The sequence below is a fragment of the Sphingomonas immobilis genome, assembly GCF_030580995.1.
GTDB lineage: Bacteria > Pseudomonadota > Alphaproteobacteria > Sphingomonadales > Sphingomonadaceae > Sphingomonas > Sphingomonas immobilis.
On the sequence record NZ_JAUQSZ010000002.1, the window covers coordinates 118763 to 141285 of the forward strand.

At 65.6% G+C, this 22523-nt stretch carries 27 protein-coding genes; 12 read left to right on the plus strand and 15 right to left on the minus strand.

The window, feature by feature from the left end; genetic code table 11:
- Positions 1–4 precede the first annotated feature (4 nt).
- Positions 5–2197, plus strand: coding sequence for a transglycosylase domain-containing protein (locus Q5H94_RS03555; protein ID WP_304559853.1), 2193 nt, complete (start codon positions 5–7; stop codon positions 2195–2197).
- 208 nt (positions 2198–2405) lie between these two features.
- Here Q5H94_RS03555 and Q5H94_RS03560 read toward each other — a convergent pair whose 3' ends face one another.
- From Q5H94_RS03560 to Q5H94_RS03570, 3 genes are read right to left on the minus strand one after another with little or no spacing between them, the layout of a single operon-like run.
- A complete protein-coding gene (locus Q5H94_RS03560; RefSeq protein ID WP_304559854.1) occupies positions 2406–3110 on the minus strand; it encodes a M48 family metallopeptidase in 705 nt (234 codons plus the stop codon).
- Complete coding sequence (locus Q5H94_RS03565; protein ID WP_304559855.1) at positions 3107–3541, minus strand: YcgN family cysteine cluster protein; 435 nt, start codon at positions 3539–3541, stop codon at positions 3107–3109. Before Q5H94_RS03565 ends, Q5H94_RS03560 begins: the two co-directional genes overlap by 4 nt.
- Positions 3538–4158 carry an SCO family protein gene (locus tag Q5H94_RS03570; protein ID WP_304559856.1) on the minus strand — a complete coding sequence of 207 codons (621 nt, stop codon included), beginning with the start codon at positions 4156–4158 and terminating at the stop codon, positions 3538–3540. Before Q5H94_RS03570 ends, Q5H94_RS03565 begins: the two co-directional genes overlap by 4 nt.
- Positions 4159–4214: 56 nt before the next feature.
- Between Q5H94_RS03570 and Q5H94_RS03575 the strand changes: the two genes are divergently transcribed.
- Positions 4215–4820 carry an ankyrin repeat domain-containing protein gene (locus tag Q5H94_RS03575; protein WP_304559857.1) on the plus strand — a complete coding sequence of 202 codons (606 nt, stop codon included), beginning with the start codon at positions 4215–4217 and terminating at the stop codon, positions 4818–4820.
- On the opposite strand, the gene Q5H94_RS03580 is transcribed toward Q5H94_RS03575, so the two are convergent.
- The 11 genes from Q5H94_RS03580 to Q5H94_RS03630 form a co-directional block, all read right to left on the minus strand.
- A complete protein-coding gene (locus tag Q5H94_RS03580) occupies positions 4817–5311 on the minus strand; it encodes an MmcB family DNA repair protein (protein ID WP_304559858.1) in 495 nt (164 codons plus the stop codon). The genes Q5H94_RS03575 and Q5H94_RS03580 overlap by 4 nt on opposite strands.
- Positions 5312–5364: 53 nt before the next feature.
- On the minus strand, positions 5365–5766 hold the full coding sequence (locus Q5H94_RS20455; protein ID WP_341850080.1) for a cell wall hydrolase: 402 nt from the start codon (positions 5764–5766) through the stop codon (positions 5365–5367).
- A 381-nt stretch (positions 5767–6147) separates the two neighbouring features.
- Positions 6148–6489, minus strand: a complete 342-nt coding sequence (locus Q5H94_RS03590; protein WP_304559860.1) for a DUF1491 family protein — start codon at positions 6487–6489, stop codon at positions 6148–6150.
- Positions 6486–6959 (minus strand): PaaI family thioesterase, encoded by a 474-nt coding sequence (locus Q5H94_RS03595; protein WP_431312134.1) that lies wholly within the window; start codon positions 6957–6959, stop codon positions 6486–6488. Before Q5H94_RS03595 ends, Q5H94_RS03590 begins: the two co-directional genes overlap by 4 nt.
- Positions 6946–7413: a PTS sugar transporter subunit IIA gene (locus Q5H94_RS03600; RefSeq protein ID WP_304560153.1), complete on the minus strand. Its 468-nt coding sequence runs from the start codon at positions 7411–7413 to the stop codon at positions 6946–6948. Before Q5H94_RS03600 ends, Q5H94_RS03595 begins: the two co-directional genes overlap by 14 nt.
- An 81-nt stretch (positions 7414–7494) precedes the next feature.
- Positions 7495–8082, minus strand: a complete 588-nt coding sequence (gene hpf / locus Q5H94_RS03605; protein ID WP_304559861.1) for a ribosome hibernation-promoting factor, HPF/YfiA family — start codon at positions 8080–8082, stop codon at positions 7495–7497.
- A 56-nt stretch (positions 8083–8138) separates the two neighbouring features.
- The gene (dnaQ, locus tag Q5H94_RS03610; RefSeq protein ID WP_304559862.1) at positions 8139–8831 is read right to left on the minus strand and encodes a DNA polymerase III subunit epsilon; all 693 of its coding nucleotides are present in this window, start codon (positions 8829–8831) and stop codon (positions 8139–8141) included.
- A gap of 7 nt (positions 8832–8838) precedes the next feature.
- Positions 8839–9432 carry a dephospho-CoA kinase gene (gene coaE, locus Q5H94_RS03615; protein WP_304559863.1) on the minus strand — a complete coding sequence of 198 codons (594 nt, stop codon included), beginning with the start codon at positions 9430–9432 and terminating at the stop codon, positions 8839–8841.
- Positions 9429–10238, minus strand: coding sequence for a shikimate dehydrogenase (gene aroE, locus Q5H94_RS03620; protein ID WP_304559864.1), 810 nt, complete (start codon positions 10236–10238; stop codon positions 9429–9431). The genes coaE and aroE overlap by 4 nt, the downstream gene beginning before the upstream one ends.
- Before the next feature lie 50 nt (positions 10239–10288).
- Complete coding sequence (locus Q5H94_RS03625; protein WP_304559865.1) at positions 10289–10885, minus strand: Maf family protein; 597 nt, start codon at positions 10883–10885, stop codon at positions 10289–10291.
- Entirely contained in the window at positions 10882–11691 is an 810-nt protein-coding gene (locus Q5H94_RS03630) for a pyruvate, water dikinase regulatory protein (RefSeq protein ID WP_304559866.1), read from the minus strand. The genes Q5H94_RS03625 and Q5H94_RS03630 overlap by 4 nt, the downstream gene beginning before the upstream one ends.
- A 297-nt stretch (positions 11692–11988) precedes the next feature.
- On the opposite strand from Q5H94_RS03630, the gene hemE reads away from it, so the two are divergent.
- The 10 genes from hemE (at position 11989) to Q5H94_RS03680 (ending at position 21495) form a co-directional block, all read left to right on the plus strand.
- Positions 11989–13026, plus strand: a complete 1038-nt coding sequence (gene hemE / locus Q5H94_RS03635; RefSeq protein WP_304560154.1) for a uroporphyrinogen decarboxylase — start codon at positions 11989–11991, stop codon at positions 13024–13026.
- Positions 13026–13478, plus strand: a complete 453-nt coding sequence (locus Q5H94_RS03640; RefSeq protein ID WP_304559867.1) for a CopD family protein — start codon at positions 13026–13028, stop codon at positions 13476–13478. Before hemE ends, Q5H94_RS03640 begins: the two co-directional genes overlap by 1 nt.
- A gap of 165 nt (positions 13479–13643) precedes the next feature.
- On the plus strand, positions 13644–14900 hold the full coding sequence (gene rho, locus Q5H94_RS03645) for a transcription termination factor Rho (protein WP_304559868.1): 1257 nt from the start codon (positions 13644–13646) through the stop codon (positions 14898–14900).
- Between the two features lie 225 nt (positions 14901–15125).
- On the plus strand, positions 15126–15755 hold the full coding sequence (locus Q5H94_RS03650; RefSeq protein WP_304559869.1) for a TerC family protein: 630 nt from the start codon (positions 15126–15128) through the stop codon (positions 15753–15755).
- 53 nt (positions 15756–15808) lie between these two features.
- A complete protein-coding gene (locus tag Q5H94_RS03655) occupies positions 15809–16033 on the plus strand; it encodes a DUF6489 family protein (RefSeq protein WP_304559870.1) in 225 nt (74 codons plus the stop codon).
- Positions 16030–17310: a tRNA uridine-5-carboxymethylaminomethyl(34) synthesis GTPase MnmE gene (gene mnmE / locus Q5H94_RS03660; RefSeq protein WP_304560155.1), complete on the plus strand. Its 1281-nt coding sequence runs from the start codon at positions 16030–16032 to the stop codon at positions 17308–17310. The genes Q5H94_RS03655 and mnmE overlap by 4 nt, the downstream gene beginning before the upstream one ends.
- A 54-nt stretch (positions 17311–17364) precedes the next feature.
- On the plus strand, positions 17365–19200 hold the full coding sequence (mnmG, locus tag Q5H94_RS03665; RefSeq protein WP_304559871.1) for a tRNA uridine-5-carboxymethylaminomethyl(34) synthesis enzyme MnmG: 1836 nt from the start codon (positions 17365–17367) through the stop codon (positions 19198–19200).
- The gene (gene rsmG / locus Q5H94_RS03670) at positions 19197–19817 is read left to right on the plus strand and encodes a 16S rRNA (guanine(527)-N(7))-methyltransferase RsmG (RefSeq protein ID WP_304559872.1); all 621 of its coding nucleotides are present in this window, start codon (positions 19197–19199) and stop codon (positions 19815–19817) included. The genes mnmG and rsmG overlap by 4 nt, the downstream gene beginning before the upstream one ends.
- Entirely contained in the window at positions 19808–20593 is a 786-nt protein-coding gene (locus tag Q5H94_RS03675; RefSeq protein WP_304559873.1) for a ParA family protein, read from the plus strand. Before rsmG ends, Q5H94_RS03675 begins: the two co-directional genes overlap by 10 nt.
- Positions 20590–21495 carry a ParB/RepB/Spo0J family partition protein gene (locus Q5H94_RS03680; RefSeq protein ID WP_304559874.1) on the plus strand — a complete coding sequence of 302 codons (906 nt, stop codon included), beginning with the start codon at positions 20590–20592 and terminating at the stop codon, positions 21493–21495. Before Q5H94_RS03675 ends, Q5H94_RS03680 begins: the two co-directional genes overlap by 4 nt.
- A gap of 8 nt (positions 21496–21503) precedes the next feature.
- Here Q5H94_RS03680 and Q5H94_RS03685 read toward each other — a convergent pair whose 3' ends face one another.
- The gene (locus Q5H94_RS03685; RefSeq protein WP_304559875.1) at positions 21504–22517 is read right to left on the minus strand and encodes a DNA polymerase III subunit delta; all 1014 of its coding nucleotides are present in this window, start codon (positions 22515–22517) and stop codon (positions 21504–21506) included.
- Positions 22518–22523 lie beyond the last annotated feature (6 nt).

Genomic DNA, 22523 nt, shown 5'->3' on the forward strand with positions numbered 1-22523 from the left:
GCGCATGGCCCGATCCTCCAAGCCCTCTTCCCGGTCGTCCCGGTCTGCATCGACGGCGTCGTCCAAGCCGCGCTGGCGCAGGCGGCTCGTCCTCGCGCTGCAGATCTGCCTCGGCCTCGGCGCGGTCGCCTTCATCGCGCTCGCCACCACCGTCTATCTGACGATGGCGCAACTGCCGAGCTACGATCAGCTAAAATCCTCGCCCAACGGCCAGATGATCCGCGTCCACGCCGCCGATGGCACCGTCATCGTCTCGCTGGGCCCAAGCTACGGCGACTGGCTGTCCTACGATCGCATCCCGCAGGTGATGCGCGACGCGATGGTCTCGGTCGAGGATCGCCGCTTCCGCTCGCATCCCGGCATCGATCCGATCGGTCTCGCGCGCGCGGTCGAGCTCGGCATCGTCAACCGCGGCAAGGGCAAGCGCCAGCAGGGCGCGTCCACGATCACGCAGCAGGTCGCCCGCACGATCTTCCTGTCGAACCGCGTCAACTGGGGCCGCAAGGCGCGCGAGGCGATCATCGCGCTCGCGCTCGAACGCAAGTTCAGCAAGGATCAGATCCTCGAACTGTACCTCAACAAGGTCTATTTCGGCGGCGGCGCCTACGGCGTCGATGCCGCGAGCCGCAAATTCTTCGGCCACGGCGCCGATCACCTCTCGCTGGCCGAGGCCGCCGTCATCGCCGGCCTCGTCAAGGCGCCCTCGGTCTACTCGCCCACTGCCGATGCAGAGGCGGCGATCGGTCGCGCCGGCGTGGTCATCGGGCTGATGCGCGAAACCGGCGCGATCACGCCGGAGGAAGCCGCCAGCGCCAATCCCAAGGCGGTGACGCTCGCGCCCGAACCCAAGCAGAACAGCGTGCGCTATTTCACCGACTGGGCACTGCCCCAGCTCGAAATGCTGATCGACGAACCCAACCGCCCGCTCGAAGTGTGGACGACGCTCGATCTCGGCATGCAGCGCGCCGCCGATACCGCCGTGCGCGCCAACGCCCCCAACGGCGCACAGGGCGCGCTCGTCGCCATCGACCGCGACGGCGCGGTGCGCGCGATGGTGGGCGGGACGGACTATGTTTCATCCAACTACAACCGCGCGACGACCGCCGTCCGCCAGCCGGGCTCCTCGTTCAAGCTGTTCGTCTATCTCGCCGCGCTCGAAGCCGGTCACAAGCCCGACGATTCGATCGTCGACGAGCCGGTGACGATCGACGGCTGGAGCCCGCGCAACGATTCGCGGCGCAATTCCGGCGCGGTCTCCTTGCGCACCGCCTTCGCCTTCTCGCTCAACACCGTCGCGGCGAAGCTGGGGCAGGAGGTCGGCTTCGCGACCGTTGCGGACATGGCGAAGCGCTTCGGCATCACCACGCCCGTCAACACGCATCCGTCGATGGTGCTCGGCACCTCCGACGTGCGGCTGATCGACATGACGCGCGCCTTTGCCAGCGTCGGCAACAAGGGCGTCGCCGTCACCCCCTACGGCATCACCAAGGTGACGGCCGGCGGCGAGACGATCTATTCGCAGACGGTCGATACCAGCCACGTCCTCGTCGCGCCCTATGTCGCCGCGCAGATGACCGATCTGTTGCAGACCGCGGTCGCGACCGGCACCGGCAAGGCCGCGCAGATCGGCCGTCCCGTCGCGGGCAAGACCGGCACGACCACCTCGACCAAGGACGGCTGGTTCCTGGGCTTCTCCAGCGGGCTGACCACCGGCGTGTGGATGGGCCGCGACGACGCCAAGCCGATCCCCGGCCTGCACGGCGGCACCGCCCCGGCGCGCGCCTTCCATGATTTCATGGCAGTAGCCGTCGCCAAGCGCCCGGTCGAACAGTTCGACACCAAGGTGACGCTACCAGACTGGCAGGTCGAACCGGATGAGGAATCCTATTTCGGCGGGCCCGACAACGGCGTGTTCGTCGATCCCGACGGCAACCCCGCCGGCGATGGCGGCGTGCCGCAGGCGAGCGACCGCGGCCAGCGCGTCGATCCCGACGGCAATCCGATCGGCGACGGCACCGTCGCGCCCGACGAAACGCCACGGCCCAAGCCGGAAAAGCTCGACCAGAGCTGGATCGACCGCATGACCGGCCGCGATAGCAACCCGCCATCGGCGGGGCGGCCGGTCACGCCGCGCGACCGTCCCGGCGCAGCGCCGACGCCGTTGCCCGATCGCAATCAGCCGCGCGCGAATCCTTAAAGCGCGTCCCCGGAAAATCGCGCTGTCCTACAGCCGGTGCTAAGCGTATTCTCGCGGTCGCTCTTTCCCATCGTCGGTGCCCGACACCCGCTCGTCGATCCCGCGCCGGCTGGCCACAGGTGCGGATCAGTGTGACTTTAATGTGACCTTTCGCACCCGATCGGTACAAATTTGGAAACGATCGACCCTTACAGTTTCGATTCAGGTGTCAATCTGTCAACCCAGGTCTAACTCTCGCGTGCTCTGTCCGCCCGATCCAGTGCAGAGCCGCGCCGTTGCGGCGCAGCCACGCGCGCGATGCCGCCGGATCATTCTCGTCCAACTCCGCCGCCAGCGCATGAAAGGCGGGGCCGTGGTTCATATGCACACGATGCGCGACCTCGTGCGCGACCGTCGATCGCCGCACGAAAACCGGTGCCAGCAGCAACCGCCAGCTATACCGGATCGCCCCGCTCGACGCGCAGCTCCCCCAGCGGCCCTTGGGATCGCCGACCGATACGCCCGCGACCGTAACCCCGGCGCGGTCTGCGCAGGCGATGGTTTCCTCGCTCAGCAAATCCAGTGCCGCGCGCCGCAGCCAGAGTTCGATCCGCCGCGACAGGCCCTCGGCCGGTCCGCCACACACGAGCCGGTCGCCCATCAGCGCCACCTTGCGCGGCCGCGCGGCGTCCCAGTCGATCGTGACCTGCGCATCGCCGATCGGGATCACCGCCCCCGGCGCGAACGGCTTAGGCTGCGGCAGGCGCGCCCGCTGCGCCTCGATCCAGGGCTGATGCTCCGCCGCCCAGAGCAGCGCCTTCTTCAACGCCGCGCGCGGCGGCAGCGTGAGCCGCACCCGCCCGCTCACCGGATCGACCGACAGCCGCGCCTTGCGCGCGCGGGCATTGCGGACGACCTCGATGTCTTCGCTCACAACTCCCGCTCGACGATGTGATGCTCCAGCTCGCCGGCATCATCCTCCGATATCGTCCAGCCGCGCACCGATTGCCCCGCGCGGTGTACCGCCTCGCGGTCGCCGCACACCAGATAATGCCATTCGGGCAATTGCCGGTCCTCGGCGCGCAGGCGGTACGCGCAGGTCGAGGGTAGCCACTCGATCCCGTGGACATTGTTGCGGTCGAGCCGCACGCAGTCGCTGACGAAGGCATGGCGGTGCTTGTAGTCGGAACAGAGCGCCGTCGCCCGGTCGAGCAGGCGGCACGACACGTTGGTCGGGAACAACTCGCCGGTTTCCTCATCCTCCAGCTTGTGGATGCAGCATTTGCCGCAACCGTCGCACAGCGCCTCCCACTGCGCACGGTCGAGCTTCTCGATCGGCGTATCTTCCCAGAAGCGCGCGCTCATCGCGTCCAGCGCGCCAGTTCGCGCGCGACGGCATCGGGATTCTCGTCGACCGGCAACAGCGCCAGCGGCTTGCCCGCCGGGTCCATCAGATAGGCGATGCGACTATGCTCGACGAGGTAGCCGCCACCGGGCGTGGTTTCCCCCTTCCTGTAGATCACCTTGTACGCGCTCGCGGCCTTGTCGACCGCCGCCGCCGAGCCGGTCAGGCCGACCATGCGCGGATGAAACGCCTTCACATACTCCTTGAGGACCGCCGGCGTGTCCCGCGCGGGATCGACCGTTATGAACACCGGCACCACCTTGGCGCCGCGCGCAGGATCCTTCGCCTCGAACTGGCGCAGGCCCGCGCCCAGCACCTGCATATCGATCGGGCAGACATCGGGGCAGAAGGTGTAGCCGAAATACATGACACGGTATTTGCCGGCGAAACTCGCATCGGTCACGGCGCGGCCGTTCTGGTCGGTCAGCGCGAACGGCCCGCCGATCGTCGCCCCTTCCAGCGGCGGCCGCTCGGGCGGAGCGCCGGGCGAACAGGCGAGCGGAAGCAGGGCGATCAGTAAAGCGGCAAGCGGCGCAAATCGGGCGCGCGAAATCTCGTTCATGGTGTTGCCAGCCATGATCTGATAGCGCCACACAAGCAAGCCAGACCAAGGCAAAGGGGCGCTACTTCCAGATGATTGCTCGTACCTTTCCCATCACCATCGCCCTCCTCCTCGCACTCGGCGCGGCTCCGGCCACCGCACAGCTCGGCCAGTCGGAGGGCTACAAATTCCTGCAGGCGATCCGCGACTCGAAGAACGACGAGGTGATCGCCACGCTGTCGAAACCCGGCTCGCAGATCGTCAATACGCGCGATCGCGGCAACGGGGAGGGCGCGATTCATATCGTCACCCGGCGCAACGACGTCGCCTATCTCAATTATCTGATCGCGAACGGCGCCGACACCAATCTGCGCGACGGCAAGGGCGACACGGCGATGCTGATCGCGGCGGGCAATGGCCGCGGCGACATCATCGAGATCCTTCAGAAGGGCGGGGCGAACGTCAATCTCGCCAATTCAAGCGGCGAGACCCCGCTGATCCGCGCCGTGCAGAAACGCGATCTGTCGATGGTGCGCATCCTGCTGTCGCTCGGTGCCGATCCCGATCAGGCCGACATGCTCGCGGGCATGTCGGCGCGCGACTATGCCAAGCAGGACGTGCGCTCACCCGCGATCGCCAAGCTGATAGAGGAGACGCCCAAGAAGCCGCGCCGCGCGGTCTCCGGGCCCAAGCTCTAACTCAGCGCTTCGGCCTCGGGGTCGATCAGCGCCGTCAGCCTTCGCGCCGCGCGTCGGCCGAAGCCCAAGGTCACGCGCTTGCGCACCGCCGCCGAAAGCGGCTCGGTATGCGCCTCGCGCACGATCGCGGCGTCATAGCGATCGGCGACGATGATGCCGGTCCGCGCCGGCAGAAACGCCTCCCCGTGCAACGGCGAGAAATCGAACCCGGCCGGCACCGCCCAATAGAAGCGATCGCAACAGGCGAGATAATCGGTCCATTTCGCATCGCCGAGCATATCGGCGCGCGACACCTTGATCTCGACGATGACGACATTTCCGCGCGAATCGAGCGCCATGAGATCGGCGCGGCGGCCGCCATCGAGCGGCACTTCGCCGATCGCGACAAGATCGTGGCGCAGCAACATCCGCATCGTGCCGCGCGCGACCTCGGCCGCGCACAGCGGCGCTAACGCCGGATCGGCACAGGAAACGGGGGACGACAGGCTCATCCCCCGAATAATAGAACATTATGCGAACAGGTCAAACCCGTTCCCGGCAATGCTCAACGATAGAAAACGTGATTGCCGATCGCGGCGACGGTAGCGCGGCCCCATTTCGGCGCGACGCGACGCGCATGGAAATAGAGCGCGTCGGGCGCCGGGCTGTCCCACGCATCGGCCAGCGCGACGCGGGCGACCGCCAGGGCGGTGCGATACTGGCTGTTCGGTGCGATCGCGGGCACCTGGCCGCCGCGCACGAAGGCGAACTGGCCGGGCTGCGTCACCACCGAGCAGACCGAGCGCGGGAAGCGACCGGACTTCGTGCGGTTGAGGATCACTTCGCCGACCGCGAGCTGCCCGCTCAGCGGTTCGCCCTTGGCTTCGAAGTAGATCGCTCCGGCAAGGCAGGTGAGTTCGTCGCTCTGTCCGGTACGATCCTGATGCGCGGCGATTGCCTGCTGCAAGGAATCATAATCTTCGGTGTCATCGCCATCACCGGTCGCAATCTCGGCGACGGCAGGCTTTTCGGCGGGAACGGAAGGAATTTCAGTGGCCTGGGGAACGATCTGAACAGTTGCTGCGTTTGCAGTCCGATCCAGTTCCTTGGCGAAGCCCGGCGTGCTCGCGCCGGCAGAGGCCAGAAGGCCGAGAGTAATCGTCGCAACCGTTGCGACACGTTCGAAAAACGACATTCAACCGACTAAAATGCGGTGGTGCGCGAGACGACAGGCTACCTCAGCAGCATGTAGAACGGACAACCCCCGACTGCGTAACCAACGAGATCGCACCTCGACTGGCACAACGCGATAAAGACCGCGCGCGTCTGCTGGTATGGCCGGTTCGGGTCAACCACCAAATATTGTTTCTGCGGCGAATCGTTCTGCAGACGGGATGTCGAGTTCGATCACCCACAGATCAGGGTCGCGCGCGCGGCGGCGTTTCCAATAGTCGTCGATCGTCGGCGCATCAGCCGATTCGTCCGGCCCAACGCGCGTAAGGATCGCCGCTCCGTCGAGATTGCGACCCGGCTCCGCCATGCCCACGAATGCCCATTTCTCGCGCAGGATCAGCAACATCGATCCCGCTTGGTCGTCACCCCGGGCAAGCACCATCGCCATGCCACCGGCATCGTTCGCGCGCCGCAGCAACGCGCCAACCAGAACGCCCGTCGGCAGCCGGTCGCTCATGCCTGTGGCGCGTAACCGGGCAATCCCGCCAATGCGATGCGCGAGCGCATGAACGTTCCCGTTCCGCGCGCTGCCTCCTCGCCCTCCGCGTCGATCAGTCGCGCCTCGGCGACGAACACGCGCCGCTGTCCACTCACCCAGCGCCCCTCGGCGGTGACTGGCCCGGCACGCAACGGCTTCGTCAGCAGCAGGTTGAACGCGGTCGTCAGCAGAAAGCGATCGGTGACGAGGCTGTTGGCGGCATAAAAGGCCGCATCGTCGAGCATCTTGAAATAGCTCGTGCCATGCGCCGCGCCGCCGGCGTGAAAATAGCGTTCGTCGATCCTGAAGCGAATCCGCGCAAAGCCGGCTTCGGGGATTTCCAGCGCCGAATCGAACAGGCGGTTGATCGGCGCAGCCGCATAGAGATGCTCCAGCGCACGGAAGTGCGCAGCTTCCCCCTGCGCCGCGGGCTGTTCAGGCAGCGTCACGATTCTCGTCTGCGGAAAACAGGGCGAAAAGGGCGTCGGGCGAGCCCGTACCCCGCAGCTTTGCGAGGAAATTGCGATCCCGCAGAGCGCGCGAAACCTGCGCAAGTGCCTTCAGATGCGCGGACCCCGCCTCCACCGGCGAGAGCAGTGCGAAGACCAGGTCGACGGGAAGATCATCGACCGCGTCGAACTCGATCGGTTGCGCCAGCGTCGCGAACACGCCCATCACGCGCGGCAATCCAGCGATCTTGCCGTGCGGCGTGGCGACACCGCCGCCAAAGCCGGTTGAGCCGAGCTTCTCGCGCGCGGCGAGCGCCTCGCTCACCACCGCCGCGTCGAGTCCGTAGACGTTCGCGGCCGTCGCGCCGATCTGCTGGAAAAGCGGCTTCTTGGCGGAGGCGGCGACGCGGGACAGGACGGCATCTGGAAGCAGCAGATCGCTGAGGTCGGACATTTTGATCCCTGAGTCGCCGCGTGGAGTCGCGGCGACGCGCATAATCCTGAATGAAGCCGAGCGATAGCTCGCGCTGGGCTATTAGGCGCGGTGGGGCTCCACCCATCCGATCGTACCGTCTCCCCGCCGATAGACCATATTATACGCGCCCGATCCGGCATTGCGGAAGAGAAGGGCGGTGGTGTTGCGCAGATCCAGCATCATCACCGCGTCCGACACCGAAGCGTCCGGCACATCGACTCGCGTTTCGGCGATGATGAGCGGGAAGTCGCTTTCGACCTCCTCCTCGTGATCCTGGAAAACGGTATAGCCCGCGTTGTCGATCACGCCTGCATCGCCCTCTGCCGCGGCGCCGTTGCCGTTGGCCGAATGGCGGTCCTTGAGGCGGCTCATATAGCGCCGCAGCTGCTTCTCGATCTTGTCGGCGACGCCGTCGAAGGCACCGTTGGCGTCCATGCCGGTGTTAGTGCCCTTCAGCACCAGCCCCTGCATGACATGCGCGACGATATCGCAGGTGAACCCATTGTCGTGCGGGCCTTTGCCGAACGTAACCTGCGCCGATATCGCGCGGGCAAAATATTTGGTGGCGATGCCTTGCAAGCGTTCATCGACACGGAGCTTGAGAGCGTCGCCGGTGGCGACCTGATGGCCCGAAACCCGGATATCCATAGCGCAGTCTCCTTTAGAGAGCGGCCCTTGAGGCTAGGCCCCTCGCTATGGGGAGGTCAAGCGGAGGCTTCGGCCCAGAGAGGATTCGTTACAGTCTTGAGGAACGCGGCGTGGCGCTCGCGCTCTTCCTCGCTGGGGGCGAAACTGCGCGCGGGGCGCACCACGATCGGCGCCGACACCCGTTCGACCGTCGTCACCACCGTTTCAACGCGTTCGGCGACCAGGCCGAGTCCGATCTGCCGCCCGCCGGTCAGCTCGACATAGACCTGCGACAGCAACTGCGCATCGAGGAGCGCGCCGTGAAACGTGCGTGCGCTGCGATCGATGCCGTAGCGCGAACACAGCGCATCGAGGCTGTGCTTGGCACCAGGATGCTTCGCGCGCGCCAGCACGATCGTGTCGACCATACGGTGCATCCCGACCGGAAGATGGCCGCAGCGGCCGAGCTCGCCGTTGAGGAAACCGAAGTCGAAGCCGGCATTGTGCGCGACCAGCGGCGCATCGCCGAGGAAGTCGAGCAGGTCTTGCGCCGACGCGCCGAAAAGCGGCTTGTCGGAGAGGAAGGCGTCGCTGAGGCCGTGAACGCGCTGCGCCTCGGGCGGCATCGTCCGCTCGGGATGGAAATAGGCGTGGAAGGTGCGCCCGGTCTCGACCTTGTTGACCAGTTCGACGCAGCCGATCTCGACCATGCGGTCGCCGTCCTTGAAGCTGAAGCCGGTGGTTTCGGTATCGAAGATGATCTCGCGCATCGTGCGATTATCGGGCTTCCGGAGTCGTGAGGCAAGCGATCACCGCAGCGACCGCGGCCTCGGTTTCGGCAATCGAACCGCCGGTCGGGATCACGAAATCAGCGCGCGCCGCCTTGGCGTCATTGGGCATCTGCCGGGCGAGGATGGCGTCGAATTTCTCCGCGCTCATGCCCGGCCGGGTGAGGACGCGCGCGCGCTGCACCTCGGGCGGGGCGGAGACGACGACGATCTTGTCCACCCCGCGCTCGCCGCCGGTTTCGAACAGCAGCGGCACGTCGAAGACGATGACCGGCGCATCGGCATGGCGTTCGAGAAAGGCACGACGCTCCGCGCCGACCGCCGGATGCACGATCGCCTCCAGCCGCTTCATCGCGGCATCGTCTCCCAGCACCGCCTTGCCCAGCGCCTGCCGGTCGACGCCGCCCGGACCCGTCGTGCCAGGAAATGCCGCCTCGATCGCCGCGACGAGTCTGCCGTCGGGGCCCTGCAAAAGATGCACCGCCGCGTCGGCATCGAACACCGGCACGCCTGCCGCCGCGAACATCGCCGCGACGGTCGACTTGCCCATGCCGATCGATCCGGTCAGCCCGATCTTGATCATGCGATCAACAGATCGCGCAATGCGTCGTCGCGGTCGCGCGGCGGGGCGACGCCGAAGAACAGTTCGAACGCCAGCGCCGCCTGGCCGACCAGCATCTCCAGCCCGTCGACCGTCTCTAGCCCGCGCGCATCGGCCTGCGCGAGTAGCGGCGTCTCCAGCGGCGCGTAGACGATATCGTAGACGATGGCGTTCTCGGGCAACGGCGACAGGTCGATCTCCAGCGGCGGCTGGCCGGTCATGCCGAGCGCGCTGGTGTTGACGACGAGCGCGGCGGCGGGGAGGGTGCTCGCCAGCGGCAACGCCTTGCCCTTGAGCCCGAACGACGAAAGCAACGCCGCCGCCTTCAGCACGTTGCGGTTGAGGATCGTCACCGGCCCGACACCCGCCCGCGCCAGCGCGAACAGCACCGCGCGCGCCGCGCCGCCCGCGCCGATCACCACCACCGGCTTGCCCGCCAGATCGGCGTCGGCGATCGGCGACCAGAAGCCGGCAGCATCGGTGTTGGTGCCGATCACCGTGTCGCCCTGACGCAGGATCGTGTTCATCGCGCCGATGGACCCGCGCACGCCGCCGGGATCGTCGACGAGATCGAGCACCGCGACCTTGTGCGGGATCGTAATGTTGCACCCGCGCCAGTCGGGATCGGCCCGCGCCTGCGCCAGATACTCCGTCAGTTGCTCGGGCTTCACATGCGCGCGGCGATAGTCCGCCTCAAGTCCGAGCGCGTCGATCCAGAAATTGTGAATCAGCGGCGATTTGGAATGTGCGATCGGATCGCCGATCACTTCGGCAAAGGGCTTGCTCATGAATTCGATATCCGGAAAGTCACACTAAGGTCACACTGATCGGCACCATCTCAGCCTTCAAGCACACCGCGAACGCGCAGATAGTCGAGCACCGGGAGCAGCGGCAGGCCGAGCACGGTGAAGTGGCTCCCCTCGATCTTCGCGAACAATTGCACGCCCGGCCCCTCGATCCTGAAACACCCCACGCAGCCGGCGATCGCGGGCCACTCGGCATCAAGATAGCGATCGATGAAGCTGTAGGACAGCGGGCGTACATGCAGCCGCGCGCGTTCGACATGACGCCAGACCGGCGCGCCGCCATGCGCGATCACCGCCGCGCTCCAGATGTCATGGACGCCGCCCGACATCGCTTTCAGATGCGCCGCCGCATCCTCGCGAGAGACCGGCTTGTCGAGGACGGTGCCGTCAGCGAGCGCGACGAGCGAGTCGCTGCCCAGCACCAGCGCCTCCGGGTCGCGCGACGAACCGCGCACCGCCTTCAGTTCGGCGAGAGCATCGGCAAGATCGCGCGGAGCGACACCCTGCGCGCGGAAACCCTCCTTGGCCGATTCCTCGTCGACATTCGCCGCAACCGCCTCGAACGGCACCCCGGCGTCGGTCAGCATCGCCCGGCGCGACGCGCTCTTCGAGGCCAGCACGAACCTCATGCCTCCAGCCTTTCCGTCACCAGCGCGATGATCGCCGCCGCCGTCTCCTCGATCGAGCGCCGCGTCACGTCGATCACCGGCCAGCCGTTGTCGGCGAACATCCGGCGCGCGAACGCGACCTCGCGCGTCACCGATTCCTGATCGACATAGGCGGTCTCCGGCGCCTGGTTGAGCGAGAGCAGGCGGTTGCGGCGCACTTGGATCAGCCGGTCCGCACTGGTCGTGAGGCCGACGACGAGCGGATGCTTGAGCGAAAACAGCACCGGCGGCGGCGGACTCTCGACCACGATCGGGATGTTGGCGGTCTTGAAGCCGCGATTGGCGAGATAGATCGAGGTCGGCGTCTTGGACGAGCGCGACACGCCCGCCAGTACGATATCGGCCTCCTCCCAATCCTCGGAGCCGAGCCCGTCGTCATGCGCGATGGTGAACTGGATCGCCTCGACGCGCGCGAAATAGGCGGCGTCGAGAACATGCTGCCGCCCGGGCCGCGCCTTCGCCTGCTGCCCGAGCAGCCCCGACAGCGCTCCCGTCACCGCATCGAGCGGCGCGATCGCGGGCAGGCCGAGCGCACGGCACCGCGTCTCCAGGTTGCGCCGCGTCTCGCTGTTGACCAGCGTGAACAGCACGAGCCCCGGATTCTGCGCGATTTCCTGCAGGATGCGCTCGAGATGCCCCTCGGTGCGGATCATCGGCCAGAAGTGGCGGATCGTCTCGACGTCGTCATATTGCGCCAGCGCCGCCTTGGCGATGTTCTCCAGCGTCTCGCCCGTCGAATCCGACAGCAGATGGAGGTGCAGCCGCATTATCGGCACGGGTCTGTGGAAAACATGGGGGCAAGCGCTAGCGCAACTCGCACCCCCTCGCAAAGCCGGATGCGCGTGTCGATAACGTCGGACTTGCCCACAATTCCGCGCACATTGCCCGGTTCCGTCAACATCCTGTGGATACCGGGGACGACGCACCCGACTCCGGGGAATCCCTTAAGGACCGCACGTCAAGCTGTTGGCATTTCCGGGACGGACGCATAAGCCCCGCGATCAACGCGCCAACCACTACAACATCCTTTTTAGATTCTTCTTATTAGTAGAAGGGCAGTTCCGATTCCGAGCGAAACCCCCGTTCCTAAGCCGCTCCTGCAGACCCTGCGCGGCGAGAAGCAGACGACCCCGCCGGTGTGGCTGATGCGTCAGGCCGGGCGCTATCTGCCGGAGTATCGCGCGCTGCGGGCAGAGAAGGGCGGTTTCCTGGCGCTGGCGACCGATCCCGAAACGGCGGCGGAGGTAACTTTGCAGCCGATACGTCGTTTCGGCTTCGACGGGGCGATCCTGTTCTCCGACATTCTGATGGTGCCCTGGGCGATGGGGCAGGATCTCAGCTTCGGGGTGGGCGAGGGGCCGCGCCTGGCGCCGGCGCTGGTCGACCATGCCCTGTCCGCGCTGCAGCCCGATCGCGCGCGTCTGGAGCCGGTCTACCGCACCGTGGAGCGAGTGAAGGCGGCATTGCCCTCAGAGACTACCTTCCTCGGCTTTGCCGGCTCTCCCTGGACGGTAGCGACCTACATGATCGCCGGGCAAGGCAGCCGCGAGCAGGCCGAGGCCCGCCGCTACGCTTATGCGGACACGCAGGCGATGCAGGCGCTGATCGACGCGATCATCGCGTGGACCGTCGACTATCTCGCCGCGCAGGCCGCCGCGGGAGTCGAGGCGGTGCAATTGTTCGACAGCTGGGCCGGTAGTCTTTCCCCGGCGCAATTCGAACGCTGGGTGATCGCGCCCAATGCCGCGATCGTCTCCGCCTTGCGTGACCGCTGGCCCGGCCTGCCGGTCATCGGCTTCCCCAAGGGCGCGGGCGGCAAACTGCCCGCTTACGCCCGCGAGACCGGTGTCGATGCGGTCGGCGTGGACGAGACGGTCGATCCCGTCTGGGCGGCGGCGAGCCTGCCGGAGGGGTTGCCGGTGCAGGGCAATCTCGATCCGCTCGCGCTGATCGCCGGCGGCGCGGAGCTCGAAGGCGCGGTGTCGCGCATCCTTGCCGCCTTCGCGGATCGCCCCCATGTCTTCAACCTTGGCCACGGCATTCAGCAGGACACGCCGATCGCGCATGTCGAGCAATTGCTGGCCTTGGTACGGAGCGCCTGATGAATTTCCTCGGCAATGCCTATCTCTGGGCGAAGGCGGCGCACGTCATCTTCGTGATCTTCTGGATGGCGGGACTGTTCCTGCTGCCGCGCTACCTCGTCTATCATCAGGAGGCGCTCGGCAATTCGGCCGAGGAAGCGAAGTGGGTCGAGCGTGAGACCAAGCTGCGCAAGATCATCCTAAATCCCTCGATGGCGATCGTCTGGATTCTGGGGCTCATGCTGGCGGCGAACGCCGGTCTGTTCTCAGGCGTGGAAGGGCTCGGCTGGCTGCATGCCAAGCTGGCGCTGGTCGTGATCCTCAGCGGCTATCACGGCTGGGCCGTCGGTTATGCGAAGAAACTTGCAGCCGGGAAACCGCGCTTGTCCGGCAAGGCGTTGAGGATGATCAACGAAGTCCCCGCGATCCTCGTGACGCTGATCGTCATCCTGGTGATCGTCCGCCCCTTCTGACTTGACTTGACGCTAAGCCGGACTTAGCTCCCGAGATAATGTTAGCACGCGCGACGCCTCGTCGGCGATCGTGTGGCGGCATCCTCCCTCCAGCATCGTGGCGCGTTTTCAGCGCCGGCCGACGCCAGACCTTTTCCATACAAAATCCTGCACCGGACGCCCGAAATGCATCTCAAAGACCTCAAGAACAAGAAACCGGCCGAACTGGTCGAAATGGCCGAAGGGCTCGGCATCGAAAGCGCTTCGACGCTGCGCAAGCAGGATCTGATGTTCGCGATCCTCAAGGTTCAGGCCGAGAATGGTGAGCAGATCATGGGCCTCGGCACGATCGAGGTGCTGCCCGACGGCTTCGGCTTCCTGCGCAGCCCCGAGGCGAATTATCTCGCCGGCCCCGACGACATCTACATCTCGCCCAACCAGGTTCGTAAGTTCGGCCTGCGCACCGGCGACACGGTCGAAGGCGAAATCCGCGGTCCCAAGGACGGCGAGCGCTATTTCGCGCTGGTGAAGCTCACCGCCGTCAATTTCGACGATCCTGATGCGGTGCGCCACCGCGTCAACTTCGACAACCTCACGCCGCTCTATCCCGAGCAGAAGCTCACGCTCGATCCGCTCGACCCGACCGTCAAGGACAAGTCGGCGCGCGTCATCGATATCGTTTCGCCGCAGGGCAAGGGCCAGCGCACGCTGATCGTCGCGCCGCCGCGCGTCGGCAAGACGGTCATGCTGCAGAACATCGCCAAGGCGATCACCGACAATCATCCCGAGGTCTTCCTGATCGTGCTGCTCATCGACGAGCGCCCCGAGGAAGTCACCGACATGCAGCGCTCGGTAAAGGGCGAGGTTGTCTCCTCGACCTTCGACGAGCCTGCCACGCGCCACGTGCAGGTCGCCGAGATGGTGATCGAAAAGGCCAAGCGCCTGGTTGAGCACAAGAAGGATGTCGTGATCCTGCTCGATTCGATCACCCGCCTTGGCCGCGCTTACAACACCGTCGTGCCGTCGTCGGGCAAGGTGCTGACCGGCGGCGTCGATGCCAACGCGCTGCAGCGGCCGAAGCGCTTCTTCGGTGCCGCCCGCAACATCGAGGAGGGCGGCTCGCTCTCGATCATCGCGACCGCGCTGATCGACACCGGCAGCCGCATGGACGAGGTCATCTTCGAAGAGTTCAAGGGCACCGGTAACTCGGAAATCGTTCTCGACCGCAAGGTCGCCGACAAGCGCATCTTCCCGGCACTCGACGTCGGCAAGTCCGGCACGCGCAAGGAAGAGTTGCTGGTCGATCAGGGCAAGCTCTCCAAGATGTGGGTGCTGCGCCGCATCCTCATGCAGATGGGCACGATCGACTCGATGGAGTTCCTGCTCGACAAGATGAAGAACTCGAAGACCAACGAGGACTTCTTCGACAGTATGAATCAGTAGTCGAGAGCGGCTTGCCGCATGTGCGGCAAGGCTCGCTCCGGCTCGGCCGGCGGGCGAAAGCCCGGCCGACGATTTGCAGGTACGCAATGCCCCGCATTGCGTAGATCATGCCGGGGAATGACCGACCTGCAACTGGCTTTGCCCGTGACCGCTCGGAACTCTAAGAACCATGCCGATGCGCGCTTCAGCCTCGCTTTAGCTGCACTAAAGCGTTAGGCCGCGCGTATGCTCAACCTCGCCGACGTTCTCACTCCCGCCGGTCTCGCGACGCTTGGCCAGGTCATCATGATCGACCTGATGCTCGCGGGCGACAATGCCGTCGTGCTCGGCACGCTCGCGGCCGGGCTCCCGCCGAAGCAACGCAAGCAGGTGCTCGCCATCGGCATCGGTGTCGCGATGGTGCTGCGCGTCGCCTTCGCGGTGGTCGCGACGCAGCTTCTCCAGATCACCGGCCTGCTGTTCGCCGGCGGGCTCCTGCTGCTGTGGGTGGCGTGGAAGCTCTATCGCGAGCTGCGTGCGTCCGACGCGGCGCATGACGAAACGGGCGTCGGTGGAAAACCACCGCGCACGCTGCTGCAGGCCGCGATCCAGGTCGCCATCGCCGATCTTTCGATGAGCCTCGACAATGTCCTCGCCGTCGCGGGCGCGGCGCGAGATCACCCCACGGTGCTCCTGTTCGGCCTGATCCTGTCGGTCGCGCTGATGGCCGTTGCGGCAAACTTCATCGCCAAGCTGATCGAGCGCTATCGCTGGATCGCGTATCTCGGACTGCTGGTGATCCTCTACGTCGCCGGATCGATGATTTATCACGGTATTGTCGATCACGAAGCGGGTCTCCTGCTCTTCTTCCGCTAGTTGCGGTCAGGGCCCGGTCGCGCGCATAGAGGTGCGAACGAGCGGAGACGGCCATGAAGATCAATGTCGATATCGAGTGTACGCCCGATGAGGCGCGCCGCGTGATGGGCCTTCCCGATTTCACGCCGCTTCATGACAAGTATATAGAAACGTTGAAGGATTCCATGAACGGTAATGTCTCTTCCGAGGTGATGGAAAACCTCATGAAGAGTTGGGCGCCGATGGGCGACGCCGGCATGACCTTCTGGCGGAAACTGTTCGAGTCCGCGGGCAAATAGTGGACACGATTTTTGCGGTGTCGAGCGGCACCGCGCCTGCCGCGATCGCGATTGTGCGGATCAGTGGATTGATGGCGCTGGCGGCGGCCAAGCGCCTCTGTGGCGAAATACCGCCGCCGCGCCGCGCCGCGCTGCGGGCGCTCCGCGGCGCGGACGGCCTGCTGCTTGATCGCGCAATTGTACTGGTCTTTCCGGGGCCGGCGACGGCGACGGGCGAGGATCTTGTCGAATTGCATATCCACGGCGGACGGGCGACGATCCGCGCCGTCGAGTCGGCGTTGGCGGAGTTTCCAGGCTTACGCCAGGCCGAGCCGGGCGAGTTTACCCGTCGCGCGTTGTTCCATGGCAGGATCGATTTGACCGGAGCGGAAGGGCTGGGCGAGTTGCTCATCGCCGAGACCGAGACCCAGCGCCGCGCGGCTGTGTCGATTTCGGAGGGTGGATTGCGCCGACGTATCGAGCGTTGGAACGACCAGCTCGTGCAGGCGGCGGCGCAGGTCGAAGCCGCACTCGATTTCTCGGACGAGGACGATGTTCCCGAAGATGTTGCTGCGCATCTCTCGGCTGCCATCGCACGCATGTGCGATGAGCTTGCCGTCGTATCGAGCGCCCCCGCGATCGAGCGATTGCGTGACGGGGTTCGGGTGGTGATCGCCGGTCCGCCGAACAGCGGGAAGTCGAGCTTGATAAACCGCCTCGCGGATCGCGATGTCGCGATCGTTTCGCCGCAAGCAGGTACAACCCGTGACCGGGTCGAGGCGCCGATCATGCGGGCGGGGGTCGCCTATGTGTTGACCGATACCGCCGGGCTTCACGATGCGACCGACGCGGTTGAGCGGATCGGTATCGATCGTGCCCGCGAAGCAATCATGGCGAGCGATATCCTCCTGTGGCTCGACGACGCGACACCGCCGGTGGACAATGCGGTCTGGCTGCACGCGCGCTGCGACGAGCTTTCGCGCCGTGCGCTGCCGGTTGGGCCGACGTTGGCGATATCCTCCATCAGCGGTGAAGGTATTCCAGCGCTTTGGGAAATCCTCGCCGAACGCGCCGGCGAGATCGGCGCGCTACCTAATGGTATTGCCGTCAACGCTCGCCAACGTGCCCTTATCTCAGATGCAGAGATTGCGTTGAGAGACGGTGCTAGCCAAAATGACATGGTGTTGCTGGCGGAAGCGATACGAGTGGCACGCCACGCTTTTGACGCCCTGACTGGACGGGCTGATGTGGAATCGGTTCTCGACGCATTGTTCGGACAATTCTGTATCGGCAAGTGATGTTCCACGTGGAACGTTTTGACTTAAAGCAGCGGCGGGCATAGCGGATCGGCGATGACCTTCGATGTGATCGTGATTGGCGGCGGCCACGCTGGCACCGAGGCGGCTGCTGCTGCAGCGCGTCGCGGCGCGCGCACCGCATTGGTAAGCTTCGATCCGGAAAAGATCGGCGCCATGTCGTGCAATCCCGCGATCGGTGGGCTCGGCAAGGGGCATCTCGTTCGCGAAGTCGATGCATTCGACGGACTGGTCGCCCGCGCCGCCGATGCGGCTGGCATTCACTATCGTATGCTCAATCGTAGCAAAGGGCTCGCCGTCCAGGGGCCGCGCGTCCAGGCCGACCGAAAACGCTATGCAGCGGCTATCCGCGAGATGCTGGCGGAACAAGAGGATCTGGAGATCGTGGCGGGGGAGGCGATCGCCCTGATTCATGACGACCATGGTGCGATAGCGGGTGTCTCGCTCGCTGACGGCAGAGTGTTGGCGGCATCGGCGGTTGTGCTGGCGACGGGTACGTTTCTTGGCGCGCGCATGTTTCGTGGGGAGGATCGCGAGGTCGGAGGCCGCGTAGGCGAGTCGGCGGCGACAGAATTGGGCCGTCAGCTCCGGGCGGCCGGTCTGCCGATGGCGCGGCTGAAAACTGGCACGCCGCCACGCCTCGACGGGCGCACCATTGATTGGGCCATCCTCGAGGAGCAGCCCAGCGACGACGAGCTCTGGACGATGTCGCCACTCACACTCGGGCGGCATCTTCCACAACTGCACTGCGCCATCACCCGCACAACGCCGGAAACACACGCGATCATTCGCGCCGGGCTCGATCGCTCGCCGCTGTTTGGCGGCGCGATCGCCGGGCAGGGACCGCGCTATTGTCCCTCCATCGAGGACAAGATCCACCGGTTCGGCGATCGCGACGGGCATCAGATATTCCTCGAGCCCGAGGGTCTGGACGATCATGTCATTTATCCAAACGGCATCTCCACGTCGCTGCCGGTCGATGTGCAGGCGGGGATGATCGCATCGATCCCGGGGCTCGAACGCGCGCGGATCATTACCCCCGGCTATGCGGTCGAGTATGACTATGTCGATCCACGCGCCCTTGATGCGACACTCGAGCTGCGCGCGATAAGCGGTTTGTTTTGCGCTGGACAGATCAACGGCACGACTGGCTATGAGGAAGCCGCGGGGCAGGGGCTGGTCGCGGGCCTCAACGCGGCTGGAAGGGCGCTTGGCCTCCCGCCGGTCGTGCTCGATCGTGCCAGCAGCTATCTTGGCGTCATGATCGACGACCTCGTCCTTCAGGGTGTGACCGAACCCTATCGGATGCTCACTGCCCGTGCGGAATACCGTCTGAGATTGCGCGCTGACAACGCGGAAACGCGCCTGACCCCGATCGCCGATGCCGTGGGGTGCCTGGGTCCGCTACGTCGACAGCGATTTCATGAGCGGACTCGGTTTCGCAACGAGATTGCGCAACGTTTGGCAGAGCCGGTCGCGCCCGCGACTTTGCGAGAACGCGGCGCGACCATCACCTCACCGCATGCGCGCCCCGGCACGGAATGGCTCCTCCAGTCTGATATCGGGCTGGAGCAGGTGGCGCCCCATCTGATGGCAGAATTCGATCTCGGCCTATTGGCGGAAGCCGTCGAAGACGCGCGCTACGCCCCCTACATCCTGCGTCAGGAGAGCGAGGTCGCGACACTCCGCGCGAATGACGGGACCGCGCTTTCACCATCGCTCGACTTCGCGACGATACCTGGCCTGTCGAGCGAAATGGTCGAACGTCTGAGTGCTGCGAGACCGCTGACGTTGGGACAGGCGGGTCGCGTGCGAGGAGTTACACCGGTGGCGCTCGCTGCCATTCTGCTTCACGCAAAGCGCGCAGCATGATCGAGGACGAGGCACGGGCCTGGGTTCACGGCCAATTCGGTGACGCAGGCGTCGCCAAACTTCAGCAAATCGCGCAAATCGTCATTGCGGAATCCGCTCGCCAAAATCTCATCGCCGCCTCGACGATACCGGAAATCTGGTCGCGCCATCTCGTCGATTCTGCACAACTCATATTGCTCGCTCGAGATGCGCCGGGCATGTGGTTGGATATCGGCAGCGGTGCCGGCTTTCCCGGTTTGGTGGTCGCGGCCCTGACCGAACGCAGCGTCCATTTGGTCGAGCCGCGAGCGAAACGCGCCGCCTTTCTTGTCGATGCCGCCGCGGCGCTTGGCATCGGCAGCCGTGTCGTCGTTCATGCATGCCGTATCGAATCCGTTCGTAATGCGGCTCAGGTCATTTCGGCCCGGGCCGTCGCCGCCTTGCCGACGCTCCTCGACGCGGCCTTACCCTGTTCCACATCGAACACGCTCTGGCTTCTTCCCAAGGGACAGTCGGCGCATGAAGAGGTGGCAAACGCCGAGCGCGCATGGCATGGTGTGTTTCACGTGGAACAGAGCATCACCAATCCAGCTTCGCAGATCGTGGTGGCCCGGGGAGTCGCGCGCAGATGCAAGTAATTGCGGTCGCCAATCAGAAGGGCGGAGTCGGTAAGACGACGACCGCGATTAACCTCGGCACGGCGCTCGCCGCGACCGGCCTGCGCGTCCTGCTGCTCGATATCGATCCGCAAGGAAACGCATCGACCGGCCTGGGGATCGCCCGCAGTGATCGCCGCACCTCGATCTATGATGTTCTCTTGGGCGAGACGCCGCTCACGAGTGCTGCGATGCCGACAGCCGTGCCGAAGCTCGATATCGTGCCCGCTACGGTCGATCTGTCGGGTGCCGAAATCGAACTCGTCGAATTCGAGGAGCGAACACACCGTCTCAGCCGCGCCATCGCCAAGAGCGAAGCGCGCTGGGACGTTATCCTGATCGATTGTCCGCCGTCGCTTGGCCTGCTGACTCTCAACGCGATGGTGTCGGCGAATTCGCTGCTGGTGCCGCTGCAATGCGAATTTTTCGCGCTCGAAGGGCTTAGCCAGCTTCTCAACACCGTTGAACGCATCCGCGAACGATTCAATCCCGGCCTGTCGATTATCGGCGTTGCATTGACGATGTACGACCGTCGCAATCGCCTGACCGAGCAGGTGTCGGCCGACGTGCGGGCCGTGCTTGGCCGAGTGGTGTTCGACACCGTCATCCCGCGCAACGTGCGGCTGTCCGAAGCGCCCAGTCATGGCCTGCCGGCGTTGATCTACGATTATCGCTGTCCCGGCTCGGAGGCGTATATCGCGCTCGCCCGTGAACTCATCAATCGATTGCCGGAACGGCCGGCGAGGGTAGCGGCATGACCGACAACATCACTCCACTCTCTCGCCCCAAACCGCGCGCGGGGCTGGGGCGGGGGCTCGGCGCACTGATGGGCGACATGGCGCGTGAGCAGCCGGTCGATGCGACAGGGGAAGCGGTCGCTCAGGGCGTGCGCATGCTGCCGGTCGGATCGATCACGCCGCATCCCGGCCAGCCGCGCCGTCATTTCGATGAAGCCGCGCTGGAAGAATTGGCCGAATCGATCGCGATGCGCGGCCTCATCCAGCCGATCGTCGTGCGCCCGCACGGCACGGGCTATCAGATCGTGGCGGGCGAACGCCGCTGGCGCGCGGCGCAGCGTGCAAGATTGCACGAAGTCCCTGTTATCGTTAAGGATTTTAGCGATACGGAGACGCTCGAAGTCGCGCTGATCGAGAATATCCAGCGGCAGGATCTCAACGCGATCGAAGAAGCGCAGGCCTATCACCGGCTTATCGGCGACTTCGGCCATACCCAGGAAGTGCTGGCAAAGCTCGTCCACAAGTCGCGCAGCCATATCGCCAACCTGCTGCGATTGCTGGATCTGCCCGAAATCGTTCAGGAGCGTGTCGTCGATGGGTCGCTCAGCATGGGGCACGCCCGCGCGCTGATCGGCGTCGCGGATATCGAAGGGCTGGCCGACCAGATCGTTGCGAAGGGCCTGTCGGTGCGCGACACGGAACGACTCGCGCGTGCCGCCAAACCCGATACGACGCGGGCCCGCGGGCATGGCGACGGCAGCCGCGATGCCGATCTGACCGCACTCGAACATCATCTCGGCGATCTGCTCGGCCTGTCGGTGCGGATTTCCTACGGGCCGAAGGGCGGGGCGCTCAACCTGGGCTTCTCGACGCTCGATCAGCTCGACATGCTTTGCCAGCGGCTGACCGGAGAGCGGATCTAGCCGAAAATCTAGCGGCGCCGCGCGGCCGTCCGTGCGACGGTCGTGATCGCCGCATCGGTCAACACGTTGCCGGGATTGTTCGGTGCCATTACGGCGCGTTCGGCGCGGCGGATGCGCTCTACCGCCTCGCTGAGCCGCACCGGATCCCAGGTTCTGAGTGCCCGCGATGCCGTCGCCCGCTCGCGGAAGAAAACGCGGTCCATCAACGCCTTTGGGTCGGCACCGGCGGCGATCTCACCCTGCATCTCGGCTGTCGCCATCAGTCGCCGGACGAGCTGCCGCAGCACCGGAATCGGCGAGACCCCGGCCTCGCCGAGCTGTGCGAGTTCGTGCGCGAGCACGTCGGGCGCGCCGTCGATTGCGGCATCGATCGCGCGCGACATTTCCGAATCGCCGAGATTCGCGCCAACCGCGTCGAGCGCGGCATCGTCCAGCTCGCGCGGCCGCTCCGGCGCCGCATCGAGATAAAGCGCGAGCTTCTCGATCTCGCGCGTCATCACCGCGCGGTCGCCGCCCGTCGCCGCCGCCAGCCGCGTCGCGGTCGCGCCGGTGGTGCGCAGCCCGTATTCGCGCGCGATCGATGTCGCCAGCCGGTCAGCGTCGGCACCCTCTGGCATGAAGCACGCCAGCGCCATCGCGCGCGGATGGCCGAGCGCGAGCTTGGCGACCTTCGACGTGGCCTTCAGCGACGGCGCGATTACCGCGACCGGATTGCCGACGGTCCCGATCTCCAGCAGCAACGTCAGCGCGTCCAGGCACTCCTCGCCCGCACCCATTACCCGGATGTGCCGTGCGCCGCCGAACAGAGAGATCGCTGCCGCCTCGTCGGCGAGCAGCCCAGGATTGCCCTTGAGCTTCGCCGGTTCGAGGTCGATCCGCTCCGCCTCCGGCCCCAACGCCCGCCCGAGCCGCGTCGCCAGCTCCTGCGCACCCGATTCGTCGGGGCCGAACAGCAGGTAGAGGCGGATATCGGGGCTCGCCGCGTCGATCGCGGTGCGGATCTGGTTGAGGTTCGCTTTCACGCCGCG